Source organism: Roseateles chitinivorans, from assembly GCF_050632145.1.
In the GTDB taxonomy this organism is placed as follows: Bacteria; Pseudomonadota; Gammaproteobacteria; order Burkholderiales; family Burkholderiaceae_C; genus Roseateles; species Roseateles chitinivorans_B.
This window is the reverse complement of the sequence record NZ_CP192577.1, coordinates 1,807,748-1,820,642: the sequence shown is the minus strand read 5'-3', so window position 1 is coordinate 1,820,642 and position 12,895 is coordinate 1,807,748. Positions and strand designations below refer to the sequence as shown.

General features: G+C 69.3%; 8 protein-coding genes and 1 pseudogene. 4 read left to right on the top strand and 5 right to left on the bottom strand.

Annotation, left to right across the window (positions count from 1 at the left end; all coding sequences use genetic code 11):
* Positions 1-82 precede the first annotated feature (82 nt).
* Positions 83-1,669, top strand: coding sequence for a hypothetical protein (locus tag ACQ86G_RS08385; protein ID WP_431260154.1), 1,587 nt, complete (start codon positions 83-85; stop codon positions 1,667-1,669).
* A complete protein-coding gene (locus ACQ86G_RS08380; protein WP_431260153.1) occupies positions 1,666-3,462 on the top strand; it encodes a hypothetical protein in 1,797 nt (598 codons plus the stop codon). Before ACQ86G_RS08385 ends, ACQ86G_RS08380 begins: the two co-directional genes overlap by 4 nt.
* Positions 3,463-3,497: 35 nt before the next feature.
* Here ACQ86G_RS08380 and ACQ86G_RS08375 read toward each other — a convergent pair whose 3' ends face one another.
* The 3 genes from ACQ86G_RS08375 to ACQ86G_RS08365 form a co-directional block, all read right to left on the bottom strand.
* Positions 3,498-4,334, bottom strand: coding sequence for a hypothetical protein (locus ACQ86G_RS08375; RefSeq protein WP_431260152.1), 837 nt, complete (start codon positions 4,332-4,334; stop codon positions 3,498-3,500).
* A 209-nt stretch (positions 4,335-4,543) separates the two neighbouring features.
* A complete protein-coding gene (locus ACQ86G_RS08370) occupies positions 4,544-6,736 on the bottom strand; it encodes a phosphocholine-specific phospholipase C (protein ID WP_431260151.1) in 2,193 nt (730 codons plus the stop codon).
* Between the two features lie 10 nt (positions 6,737-6,746).
* Complete coding sequence (locus tag ACQ86G_RS08365; RefSeq protein WP_431260150.1) at positions 6,747-7,382, bottom strand: PEP-CTERM sorting domain-containing protein; 636 nt, start codon at positions 7,380-7,382, stop codon at positions 6,747-6,749.
* Positions 7,383-7,770: 388 nt separating this feature from the next.
* Between ACQ86G_RS08365 and ACQ86G_RS08360 the strand changes: the two genes are divergently transcribed.
* Both ACQ86G_RS08360 and ACQ86G_RS08355 read left to right on the top strand, forming a co-directional pair.
* Positions 7,771-8,259, top strand: coding sequence for a hypothetical protein (locus tag ACQ86G_RS08360; RefSeq protein ID WP_431260149.1), 489 nt, complete (start codon positions 7,771-7,773; stop codon positions 8,257-8,259).
* Between the two features lie 32 nt (positions 8,260-8,291).
* On the top strand, positions 8,292-8,714 hold the full coding sequence (locus ACQ86G_RS08355; protein ID WP_431260148.1) for a hypothetical protein: 423 nt from the start codon (positions 8,292-8,294) through the stop codon (positions 8,712-8,714).
* Positions 8,715-8,735: 21 nt separating this feature from the next.
* Here ACQ86G_RS08355 and ACQ86G_RS08350 read toward each other — a convergent pair.
* Together ACQ86G_RS08350 and ACQ86G_RS08345 are read right to left on the bottom strand one after the other, a co-directional pair.
* Positions 8,736-10,824: pseudogene (locus ACQ86G_RS08350) on the bottom strand (acetoacetate--CoA ligase).
* Positions 10,825-10,984: 160 nt separating this feature from the next.
* Positions 10,985-12,886 (bottom strand): ABC transporter substrate-binding protein, encoded by a 1,902-nt coding sequence (locus ACQ86G_RS08345; protein ID WP_431260147.1) that lies wholly within the window; start codon positions 12,884-12,886, stop codon positions 10,985-10,987.
* Positions 12,887-12,895 lie beyond the last annotated feature (9 nt).

The following is a 12,895-nucleotide window of genomic DNA, read 5'->3' as shown; positions in this document are numbered from 1 at the left end:
CGCCTATGCGAAGACGCTGCGCAAGACCCGGCCCGAGGACGACGCGCAGGCTTACCAGGCGCTGCGCGAGGCCTACGAGCGCGTGGTCGCCCTGGCGCGTCAAGAAGCGCAAGACGCCGCTGGCGGTGAGCGATCGACCTCGCCTGGGCGCGTCGATGTCGCCGCGCCGGACCAAGCGCGCCCAGACGCGCCGTCCGACGCCGTGCCCATGCCGACGACGTCTCATGGAACCGCGGACCGTTCCGAGGCGCAGACGCTTTGCCTCTGGCTGCAGACCCGGATCGACGACGTCCCGTCTGCGCTGCCTCAGCGCTGGGACGCGTTGAGGCGTGAGGCGCTGACCGCCGCCCTCCCTGAGTTCCGCGAACGCCTCGCGCAGTTGCCGCTACCCGAGATGCCGGAAGCCTCGGTGCGATTCGCCGACCTGCTGCTCCGGCATGCCGACATCGCGCCCGCCGAACTGGTCCATCTGCTGCACGGGCACTTCGCCTGGACCGGAGACTTCCGCGCCGAGCGACTGCTCGGGCTGGAGCGGACTGCAGCGCTGGGCGACTTGCTGCAGCGCGAGCTGACGAACCATCCGGTCCCGCTCGCAGACCCGGCCTTGCAGCGCGAGTACGGACCGCTGGGATCGCTGGCCGCATGGATCTCGTCCCCGCGATTGCTGGACCGGCTCCGTGCCCGCATCGCGATCGTCGCTATGGGCCACGGCCTTGACGTGCAACTCCGCGACGCAGATGAAGCGTTGCTGCGCCAGATTGGCGTCCCGTTCCGCGCGCAGCGGGAGATCCTGGAGATGCTCAAGATCACGAACATCGTGGTCTGGCTGCTCATGACGCTCTCGATAGTCGGCGTGCTGTACGCGGCCAAGGGCCAGTCGCCGCTCGACTTCGGCCCGGCGATGGCCATCGCCGTCATGGGCGCGATCCTGCCGCTCGTCCTGTTCGTTGCCTACATCGCGATCAACTTCTGCTGGGCGCTCATCAACATCACCCCGGCGAAGCGTTGGGTCCATGCCTGGTTGCCGAAGTACGGCGGCTGGCTCGCCATCGTCGGCTTCGTCGCCGCCGGCGTGCTGGCCCGACAGGCCGGCATGGAGGGCGGCGACGGACAGCACGACCGGCTGATGGCGGCGCAGATCGTCGCGCTGACGAGCGTGATGCTGGCGATCTCCCACTGGAGCGTCTTCCTGGCCAACGGCATCGCCTGGCTGGTCGCGGCGCTGCCGCTGATGCTGTTGGCGCCGCCTTCAGAGATGGTGCCCATCGTTCGGGACATGCCGCCCGTGCCGGCGTTGTGGCTGGGCATCGCCGCCGCTTGGGCCACGCTGGGTGGCAGGGTGCTGACCGACGATTTCTACAGGCCGCAACCGGAACGCACGCTGAGGCCGGAGTGGCCACGAGGTGGCGTCGTCGCTCTGCTGCTGATGGGCACCATCGGCTTGCCGACCGGACTCGGCTGGCTGGCATTTTTCGGCGGTCATCGGCTGATCATCGGCGCGCTCATGCTGGCGGCTACGGCGGCTGCGGCGGCGCCGGCGGGCAAGTGGCAACTGATTGCGGGGGTCGGCGCCTTCTACCTCGCGCTGGCCTTGCTGATCGCGGCGCAACACATCGGTTGGCGAGCCGGACGCCGGTTGATGTCCCGACGGCCTGGGGCGACGCCATGAGCGACGACCCGGACGACGGAAGCGGTCATTGGACCGAGGCCTGGCGCCGCGACTGCGAGCGCGTGGGACTGACCGACACCACCACCGACCTCGGCGAGATCAAGCGCGCCTATGCGAAGACGTTGCGCAAGACCCGGCCCGACGACGACGCGCCGGCCTACCAGGCGCTGCGCGAGGCCTATGACCGGCTCGTGGCGCACGCGCGCCGGCAGGCACTGATCGCGGCGCAGGCCGGCGAGGAAGCGGCCACCGGGGCCGACGAACCGATACCCGACCGGCCAGTGGTCGTCGAGCCGGTCGTTGCGGCATCGCCCCTGGCGGAACGGATCGAGGCCCTGATCGACTCGGAATGGCCCGCGACGGCGCCCGCTCAGGCGCCACCGCCTGCCCCGGCGCCCGCGCCACGCGCCCACCCCGAGCGGCCCGCGTTCCTGGATCCGTCCGCGGGGCCATCACCGGAGGCGCTCTGCCACGAGCTCGTCGACCTGCTCAAGCTGGGCCCGGCGAAGCTGGAAGCCGCGCTGCCGGCGTTTCGACGCCAGCTCGGCGAACTCCCACTGGATCGGCAGCTCGAGGCTTCGGCGCGATTCGCCGACCTCGTGGTGCAGCTCGAGGCCCACCTGCCCACGCATCTGATCGATCTGCTGCGCGAGCACTTCGACTGGTCTCGGGATTTCCGCATCGAGCGGATGCTGGGCGGAGAGCGCATGGCGGCGCTCGCGGCGGTGCTCGATCGCCATCCGCCGCCGATCACCGATCCGGCGACGCTCGAGGAGTTCGGCCCGACGGTCCGCATCGCCCACCTGTCCGGTTCGGCGAGCGAGGGCAACAGGTTGAAGGCCTTCATCGGCGCCCTGCTCATGGGACACACCTTGCCGCTGCATCTGCAATGGGCCGGCTGGCAGCTGCTGCGCCGGCTGGGTCTCGACGAGGCGGAGCTGGGCGCCGTCCAGAAGCTGGGCGTGAAGACGCGCAACGCGGCACTGCCCTTGATCGCGCTGCTGGCCGGCGTGCTCAGCGGCATGCTGGCGGGCAGCGCGGAAGAGGGTCTCGGCCACGCCTTCTCCGCCCTGTCGTCGGTGGCCATCTTCTGCGTGATCATGGGTTACGTCGGCCAGGCGCTCGACTTCCTGCGCGAGGCCGTGCCCGATTGGCTGGCCGGAACGCTCAAGTCGGAACGCTGGGAGCGTGCGTCGCCGTGGGTGGGCGCCGCGAGCTTCGCCGTGGCCGGTCTCGTCCTGCACCTCGCGCCGGTGTACGGGGACGCCATGGCCGTGCTGAGCCTGGCATTCCTGGCGATCGGCCTGCTGCTCGGCCTGAAGGGAACGCCCGCGATGATCACGACGGCGGTGGCGCTGTGGGGGCTGGTCGCCTGGGTGGTGCCGACGATGATGCCTCTCGTCGCGGGGCTGCAGGCCGCGTGGATCTCCGCCGGCGTCGCGGTCTACCGCCTGCGCCTGTACGTGCCCAACCCGACCTTCCGGGTGCAGCCCACTCGACCGGCGGGCGGATGGCAGGCCATCGCGCTGCTGCTGACGGTCGGACTGCCGACGCTGATGGCCTGGCTGTCCAGCCTCTGCGGCATGCGCTTGACGCTGGGCGCCGTCACGCTGGCCCTCACTGCGGGCAGCGCAGTGGGCAGCATCGGTCTGCTGCCGCGCGCCGCGCTCATGGTCGGCACGTTCTATCTGACGCTGGGCCTGTGGCTCGCGGCGCAGCGCGCGGGCTGGCAGCTCGCGCGCCGGCTGTTCCGGGGCGCGCCGGCGGCGTCCGCCGCAGACGGCGGACGCTGACGGCCGGTCATTGCGGGTGGGTCATTGCGGGTGGATCACTGCACCGACACCCACCCCGACGGCGACCACCGCAGCAGCACGTCCGTCAACGGATTGGCGGACTTGCCCATCAGCTCGCGCACCTGCGCGCGCAGCGCGTCGAGCGTCGCCGCATCGTCGTCGCCGACGTAGAGCACGGTGTCGTTGGCCGGCGCGGCAACGATCAGCTTGCCCTTCTGCGCGTCGGCCAGCGGCTTCCAGTCGTCGATGAAGATCAACCGGCTGGGCTGCAGCACCGGTCCGTCGAGCTTGCCGACCTCGCCCGCCGGCACCGGCTTGGCGTGCTGAAGGACCTGCGGCATCGCGTCGTAGGTGTTCTTGCGCGCGGTCTCGCGCACCTGATCGACCGAGAGGTTCAGCGTCTTGTAGTCCTTCTCGCTGATCAGCCGCGTCGCGCGCATCGTGTCGAAGACCGGCACCGTCACCAGCGGACCGATGAAGGGCCGGGGGCGGAACGTCGTCGCGTCGCCGCCGACCTCGCGCTGCGCCTGCTGCACCGACGCGGCCGTGCGTACGGCCAGGCGCAGCGATTCACGCGTCGCGGGAATCGTCGAGGTGCGGAACTGCTGCGTCGTCGTCTTCACGAAGACGTTCACGTCGTCGGCGCAGTTGCCGCGGTTGGTCTGGCAGCCCGCATAGAGCTTGTCGAGCTTCGTGCGCTGATCCGCGACACCGAGCGTCAGCGGCTCGCGGACGACGACGGTGGCTTCGCCCAGTTGCTGGCGAAGTTGCGCGGCGACGTACTCGGTGAAGCCGGCGGCATCCGGCGGCACGCCGCCGGCCTGCGCGTGCGCGCCGATGGCGGTCACGCCGAGCGCGGCAGCGGCGGCCATCGATGCCAAGGTGGATCGGAGAATGGAACGCGGTTGTCGTTGTGGACGAAGACGCATGACGGACATGAGGACCTCCGTGATTTCATGGGGAGGTCCGGGTTGGGCAAGCATCGCTCCCGCCGGGTGTACTGCGACGGCTGCTGGCCCTCACCCCCGCCCTCTCCCGCAAGCGGGAGAGGGAGAGGGCGTGCACCGAGCTCAGCGCGCCTTCACGCGCCCTGCACGCGGTACTGATCCGCCTTCGCCACACCTTCCATCGCCGGATCGCTGACCGACGGCGCGCCGGTCTCGATGTGGCCGGCGAAGCGGCGCAGGAAGTCGGTCTGGCCGCTCACGCGCACCGACACGTCATACCAGTGCGCCGCGACGGCGACGGGGACGCGCACCTCGCTGCGGCTGCGCGCCGGCACGTTCACCGTGTGCGGCGCCGTGCCCTGGTACTTGTTGTGCGCGATGGTGAAGGTCGCGGCGACCGGTCCGGTGTTGACCAGCGTCAGCACCAGCTCGCCGGTGGCCGGCGCGGACTGGGCGATGACATCCGGATTGGGCTGGCCCGCCGCCGCCGCGCGCCGCGCATTGCCGGCGAGGTGGCGATGGAAGCCGTTGGGGCCGAGGATCCACAGGTCGTACGCGCCGGCGGCCTGCGGCGCGAAGCTGCCGGTGAGCTGCTTGCCGGCCTCGACCGTGTAGCGGCGCGGGATCTCGCCCAGGCGCGTGCGGTCGTAGACATGGAACACGGCGGCGGCGCTGCCCGTGTTCTGGAACGTGACCGCGATCGCCGTCGCGTTCGGCCCGGCGCCGGGCGTCACGGCGCCGGTGGCCTGCAGGTCATAAGGCAGCGCGCGGGCCGGACGCACGCCGGCCCCCTGCGACGGCAGCTGCAGCGCGCCGGGGATCGTCGGCGTCGTCGTGCCGGGCAGCGCGCGCGCCCGGTTGGCCAGCGCGACGGTGTCCGGCAGCTTCGAGAAGAACTCGCTGTCCTCCGGATCGGCGAAGTTGAAGCACGAAGTCAGGTCGCCCGCGACCGCGCGGCGCCACGGGCCGATGTTGGTCTCCTTCACGCCGAAGCGGGCCTCGATGAAACGCAGCACCGACGTGTGGTCCGAGGTCTGCGAATTCACCCAGCCGCCCTTGCTCCACGGCGACACGATGTACAGCGGCACGCGCGGGCCCATGCCGTACGGCCGGTGCAGGTAGGTGGCGGAGGCGCCGTTGAGGATCTCGCAATACTCGCCGGTCGTGTCGACCGTCGACGCGCCGGCGAGCACCGCCTGCGCCGGGTTCGCGTTCCAGCTCACGTACGAGGGCGCGGCCGGCGGCGGCACGTGGTCGAAGAAGCCGTCGTTCTCGTCGAAGTTGATGAACAGGACGGTCTTGGACCACACGTCGGGATTCGAGGTCAGCGCGTCCAGCACCTTGGCGGTGTAGTCGGCGCCCTGCGCGGGGCTGGACGGGCCGGGATGCTCGGAGCCCTCCGCCGTCGCGACGATCCACGACACCTGCGGCAGCCGGTTGTTGAGCACGTCGTCGCGCAGCAGGTCCAGGTCGCGCGTCGAGATGCCGCGGTCCTTCAGCACCTGCGAGAAGCCCGGCCGGTTGTACCAGCCGTCGCGGAACACCTTGAACCCGGCCAGCGAGTTGTCGGTGAAGTTGTCGTCCATGTTCTGGTAGACCTGCCAGCTGATGCCGGCCGACTGCAGGCGCTCGGGATAGGTGGTCCAGGTGTAGTCGTCGAGCGGGTTCGGGTTGAACCAGTCGTGGCTGTTGTCGGTGGACGGGCCGTTGCCCAGGCGCAGCGGATCGTTGGTGCCGGTCCAGATGAACAGGCGGTTGGTGTTGGTGCCGGTCTGCGTCGCGCAGTGGTACGCGTCGCACAGCGTGAACGCGTTGGCCAGCGCGAACTGGAAGGGCAGCTCCTGCGCCTTGAAGTGGCCCATCGAATGGTTCTGCTTGGCCTTGGGCCAGTTGTTCATGCGGCCGTGGTCCCAGGCGGCCTGCGCATCGGTCCACGAGTGCGGCGTGCCGCTGACGCGCATGAAGGCGAAGTTCTGCGCGGTGTTCAGGTGGAAGGGCGCGATCGCGCCGGGCGCGGCGTTGTTGACGGTGGGCTGGATCCAGACCGAGCGGCCCGTCACGTTGGCCGAGTCGGCCACCGGCGCCGGGAACGGATCGCCGAAACCGCGCACGCCGTTCAGCGTGCCGAAGTAGTGGTCGAAGGAGCGGTTCTCCTGGGTCAGGACGACGATGTGCTCGACGTCCCGGATGGTGCCGGTGCGCACCGCCGCCTTGATGGACAGCGCGCGGGCGATGGCCGGCGGGAAGCTGGTCATCGCGGCGGTGGCGCCGGCCGCGCCGGCGACGGCGCGGAGGAACTGGCGGCGGGGCGGTTGCTGCTGCGTCATGGCGGACTCCTCAGACGGTGGCGTTGATGGCTGCGCTCGCGTGCGGCGAGGTCTTGCGGCGGCGGACCACCAGCGCGGCGACGGCCAGGCCGCCCAGCGCGAGCGCGCCGGAGGCGGGTTCCGGCACGGCGGACGCGAAGGTCAGGTCGTCCATGACGAAGAAGGCCGGATCGTTGCTGCGGAACACGAGGCGGTCGACGAGACCGGCGTAGCCGCTGCCCAGGAACGCGGGGCTGTCGCTGAGGTTCAGCAGCGAGGTCGACGCGACGAGCGTGCCGCCGAGGTACAGGTCGACGGCGACGCTGACGCCGTCGAAGCCGGAGAACCAGGCGCCCTGGTAGGTGCTGGGCGTGAGGAAGCCGATCGCGCTGGTGGCGCTGCTGCCGTCGAAGCCGAGCGTGGCGCGGCGGTCGCCGGAATGCGGCGTGTACGGGGCCTGCTCGCCGGCGTACTGGAACCAGGAGCTGGCGGACCAGTCGAGGCCGGCGTAGTGGGCGGGGACGAAGCCGTCGTCGCCCAGGTCGTCGAAGGTCACGACGGTGGCGGACGCGAACGGCGCGGCGACGGCCAGCACCAACGGCAGGCAGGCGCGGGTGATGCCGTGGGTAACGAGGGCGGACAGGGAGCGGGCGAAAGGCTTGCGCATGGGGACTCCAGGGAGGTCGCGGACAGGAAGCGCCGCGGCCGCACGCCGATCTGCCCGGGGGTCAGGTCTTGATGGCGCGGTCACGGGTGGACGGGGCGGATGTTCAGAGGCCGGGGTGACAGACCGGTGAACGGTCGGTGTCAGCGACGGGCCTGGAACTTGCCCTCGGGGCCGCCGTCCCTGGAAGCGGGGGCGCGTCGCGGGAGCGACGCGAAGGCGTCATGTAACGCAGGGCGGGCGATGACCTTGATCAGTATCGGCAGGGGGACTGACCTCCCTGAATCAGCGCCCCCATCGAGTCCGCACTTTGGAGGAAAGACGCAATCGCCCCCTCTGCCGAAACTGCAGTCATCGGGTCACCAAACCCACCGACGAAAGCGAGCGAACCATGAGCGTGAAATTCAAGAACGATCGTCCCGATGCCGAGACTTCGGTGACGTCGCCGCCCGTTCAACGAACCTATGCGAACGCGTCAGATTTCGACGCGCTGATTCACGCGTTGCGACACCCGCATGTGGCCTTTGGCGCTGCAGCCGACGCCGACCTCATCGCCCGATGTGCGATGGAGGACTGGGACGCCTCCGCGGGGGCAATGAAGGAAGTCCTGAAGCATCAGAGGATTTCACCGTCGGATGCCTTGGCCATGCTGCACCTGACCGGAGAGTTCCTGAGGCGCCATCGGATTCGCCTTGAAGGCACGCCTTGGCTCTGCACCTTCCAGACTGACGAAGGATCTTGGGCGCGATATGACGTGCATACCTCGCTGGACTACGAGGATGCCAACACCTGGGACAAACGACTCGACGACGTCCTCCGAAGTCACCGCCTGGATCGCGATTCGTTCTACCTTCGTCTGACCGATGGTGGCCCCTGCTGATCGCTTGTCCACGCAGATTCCTGGAGCTCGTCATGTCCAACAAACCCAGTGCTTGGCACAGGCTCGCACGCGAGCTCGGTTGCCGCTCGGATGAGGCGTCCCAACGCGCGTCCATCAACCGCGCGTACTACGCGTCGTACCACCGATGTCTGGCCTGGGAGGGTGGTCTTCCGGCGCGCGGCTCATGCGATCCATTCAGTGGCGTCCATGCTCAATTGATCTCGCGACTTCGGCATCCCGACCAGGCCTGCAGCACTGTTGAATCGGAGCGATCGGTGGCCATCAGCAAGTTGCTCAGGCAGCAGCGGGAGCTACGAGCGATCGCCGACTACGAGCTGGATGCCCCCATCTCGAAAGCTCTGGTCGACAAACAGTTGAAAGCGGTGCATCAACTGATGACCGATTGCGAGGGGGTTACCTCGCCATCTCTCACCCCCCAACGTGTCACACGTTGAAAGGTGGCGTTGGAGCGCGGACTACGCGCGGTCCTTGGCGAACTGCTGATACCACGCCACCGCCTCCGCATTCGCCATCGCGTCGCGCTTCATGACCTGATCCGCCGTGGCGCCGAGCAGCAGCTTCTTGATCGGCAGCTCCATCTTCTTGCCTGACAGCGTGCGCGGGATCGCCTCGACCTGGTGGATCTCGTCCGGCACATGCCGCGCCGACAGCGCCTTCTTGATCGAGGTCTTCAAGCGCAGTTGCAGCGCGTCATCCAACGTCAGTCCGTCGCGCAGTTGCACGAACAGCAGCAGGCAGCTCGGCCGGCCGAGGTACTCCAGGTCCACGACCAGGCTGTCCAGCACCTCCGCATGCGTTTCCACCGCACGGTACAGCTCCGACGTGCCCATGCGGATCCCGTGACGGTTGATCGTCGCGTCCGAACGCCCGTAGATGATCCCGCCGCCAGACGGCGTGACGCGCAGCCAGTCGCCATGGCGCCAGACGCCTTCGCCATTGGGGCCGCGGTACATGTCGAAGTAGCTCGACAGGTAGCGCTCGTGGTCCCGGTCGCCCCAGAAGTACAGCGGCATCGACGGCATCGGCCGCGTGCAGACGAGCTCGCCGACCTCGTCGATCAGCGCCCGTCCCTGTCCGACCGCATCCACCTCCGAGAACGCGTGCACCGACGCGCCCAGGCTTCGCACCTGCATCTGGCCACGCACCAGCGGCTCCGTGATCAGCCCCGTGAGGAAGGCGCCGGCGAAGTCCGTGCCGCCGCTGATGATGCAGATCCAGATCGGCCGGCCCTCGGGCCGGGGACAGTTCGCCCAGATCCAGTCGTAGCTCTCGTCCGCCAGCGGGCTGCCCGTGCTGCCGATCGCGCGCAGGCGGCTGAGGTCGCCGTGCGTCAGCGGCTCGACGCCGGCCTTCAGGCAGCTCGCGTAGAACGCCGCCCCAGCGCCGAAGAAGGTCGCGCCCGACAGCGCCACGAAGCGCCACAAGGTGCTCCAGTCCGGCGCGTCCTTCGGTCCCGCCGGGCTGCCGTCGAACAGGCAGATCGTCGTGCCGCCCATCAGCGCGCCGACCTGGCAGTTCCACATGATCCAGCCCGTCGAGCTGTACCAGTGGAAGCGGTCGCCCGTCTCCGCCGTCGCGCCGACGTTGTTGTGGATCGAACCCTTGAGCATTTCCAGCAGCACGCCGCCGTGCCCGTGGACGATGGGCTTGGGCAGGCCGGTGGTGCCGCTCGAGTAGACGATCCACAGCGGATGGTCGAACGGCACCGCCTCCGGCGCGTGCAGGCGCGTGTTGGCGATCAGCGCGTCCCAGCGATGGGCACGGCGCCTTGTCTGCGCCCCCTTCCGCGCTCGTGCTCACCGCCTCGCCCGCTTTGCCGGCCGCAGCGGCCACCGCCGTGGCGAGCGGCGACGGGTCGGCCTGCGGATCCAGGTTGCCGAGCAGCACCACGTCCGTCACCGTCGGCAGCTCGTCGAGCAGTTGCCCGAGCATCGCCATGCGGTCGATGTCCTGCCCGGCGTAACGCACGCCGTCGGCGGCGATCAGCAGCCTGGGCTCGATCTGGCGGAAGCGGTCCAGCACCGCCACCGGCCCCATGTCCGGCGAGCACACCGACCACACCGCGCCCAGGCTCGCGACGGCGAGGAAGGCCACCGCCGTCGCCGGCACGTTGGGCAGGTAGGCAGCGACGCGATCGCCGCGTCGCACGCCGAGGTCATGCATCGAGGCCGCAAGTGCGCCGACCTGACGCTGCAGCTCGGACCAGCGCATCTCGCCGAGTTCGCCGCGCGCGAGCATCGCCTCGTTCGCATGGACGATCGCCGGATGGCCCGCGGCTTCCGCTGCGTCGACGTGCCGCAACGCCTGCGCCGCGATGTTCAAGGTCGCACCGCGGAACCAGACCGCGCCGGGCATGCGCTCCTCGCAGAGGGCCGCGTCGAAGGGCGTCTCCGAGCGCAGGTCGAAATGGTCCCAGATGCTGCGCCAGAACGCGTCCAGCTCCGTCACCGACCAGCCCCACAGCGACGCGTAGTCATCGAAGACCAGGCCTCGCTGCTCGTGCAGGAAGCGGCGGTAGTGGTCGATCTGCGGCGTCGGGGGCATGCGGGACTCCTTGTCGAGTCCTGACGGTAGCCGAGATCTCTCGGGCTCGCCGTCGCGCGCGTGACCGGCTCGATCGTCCGGGCTCGCTCTGCCGTACTGCGACGGCTGCAGGCCCTCACCTCTGCCCTCTCCCGCAAGCGGGAGAGGGGGCAAGAAGGCCTCAGCGCTTCGGCAGCTTGTCCGTCTCGATGTCGACGTAGGGCCAGAAGATCTGGTTGAAGAACGGCCGCCGGTAGCCGACCAGCCACGGCTGCGCGATGTCGGTCACGATGCGGTGCACGCGGAACTTCTGCGGCATGTACGCCGTCAGCAGTTTCTGCGCCTCGCGCAGCAGCGCCGCGCGTTCGGGACCGTCGGGCAGCACCATCATCTGCCGGTAGAGCTCGTCGTAGCGTTCGAGCTTGAAGCGGCCCAGGTTCTGTCCGCCGGCCGCCGGCCCGTAGAGCAGTTCCAGTCCCAGCTGCGCATCCGGCGTCGAGCTGTTGAAGCCCAGCTGCCAGATCATCAGCTGTCCCGCGCGCGCCGACTTCAGGTTCTCCGGCCACTGCGCCATGCGGATGCGCATCCGGACGCCCAGCTTGTCCATGTCGCGCTGCCACAGTTCGTCATAGGGCTTGGAACGCGAATCCGGCGAGGACGCCACCTCGAGCAGCAGCGGGCTGCCGTCGGGCTTGTCGCGCCAGCCGTCGCCGTCTTTGTCGACATAACCGTAGGTGTCGAGCAGCGCCTTGGCGCGGGCCAGGTCGTAATCGCTGTTCTCGCTCTTGTAGTCGTCCTCGTAGCCCCAGGTCCCCGGCGCGACGACGGACTGCGCCGGCACGGCCTGGAAGTGGCGGGTGGTGACGATCTCGGTCGGCACGTCCGTGGCCAGGCCGATCGCGCGGCGCAGCGCGACCTTGTCCGGCGTGTAGCCGCCGACCGTCGGGTCTTCCATGTTGAAGTAATACATCGTGCGGTCGCTCGCCAGCACGCGGTACAGCTTCATCCCCTGCCTGTCGAGGTTGGGCGCGAGCTTGCCGTGCGGGATGGCGACGTCCGCGTACTCCTCCGGCAGCTGGTAGAGGAGGTCGAACTCGCGGTTCAGGTAGGACAGCCAGCGCGGCTGGCCGGCCTCGATGATGCTGATCTCCACCGCATCCACCATCGGCAGCTTGCGGCCCTTGAAGAGCGCCGCCAGCTGCTCGCCCTCGGTGTCGCCCGGTGCGGGCTGGGCGTCGTAGACGACGTCGCGGAAGCCGGGGTTCTTCACCAGCCGGATCAGCGAGCCGCGCCGCCAGCGCTCCAGCATGAACGGCCCCGTGCCGACCGGGTGTTCCATCGTCTTGCCGGCATAGGTCTCGATGACCTCGCGCGCCACCGCGCCGTAGGTGTCGCCACCGGCCAGGTTGTAGATGAAGCGCGGCCGCGGCTCCGCCAGCTTGAACTGCAGCGTGTAGCGGTCCAGCGCGCGCACGCCCTCGACCGGCTTGTCGTAGTCGAAGGGCTTCTTCGTCTGCAGCGACGCGACCCGCAGTTCCTCCAGGCCGAGGAGGCCCTCCTGCTTGAAGCTGGAGTACAGCGGTCCCTTGGTCGCCGGGTCGTAGAAGCGCTTGAGGCTGTAGACGTAGTCCTCGGCGGTCAGCTCGCGCCGCTTGCCCTTGAAGGCCGGATCGTCGGCGAAGTAGATGCCCGGACGGATCTTGATCGTCCAGGTGCGGAAGTCCTCGGACACCTGCGGCATCTCCGCCGCCGTGTTGGGCTTGAGCTTGAACGGTCGCGCCAGGTAGTCGTAGTTGTAGAGCGACTCGAAGATGTGGGCCGTGACGATGCGCGAGTACAGGTCGCTCAGCTGCGCCGGATCGAAGCCGGTCTCGGACACGAGGAAGGCGTAGCGCAGCACCTTCTCCGGCTTGTCCGGGTTCGCGGGCGGTGCCTCGGCGGCCTTCGGGACCGGCGGCGGCGCGGCGACCGCGGACATCGCCACGGTGGCGAACAGCGCGCCTGTCGCGACGGCGAACGCCGCGGCACCCTGCATCAACGCGCCGGTCGCGCGGAGGAACGGAACGGAACGGCGTGCGCGCATGGGAGGTCG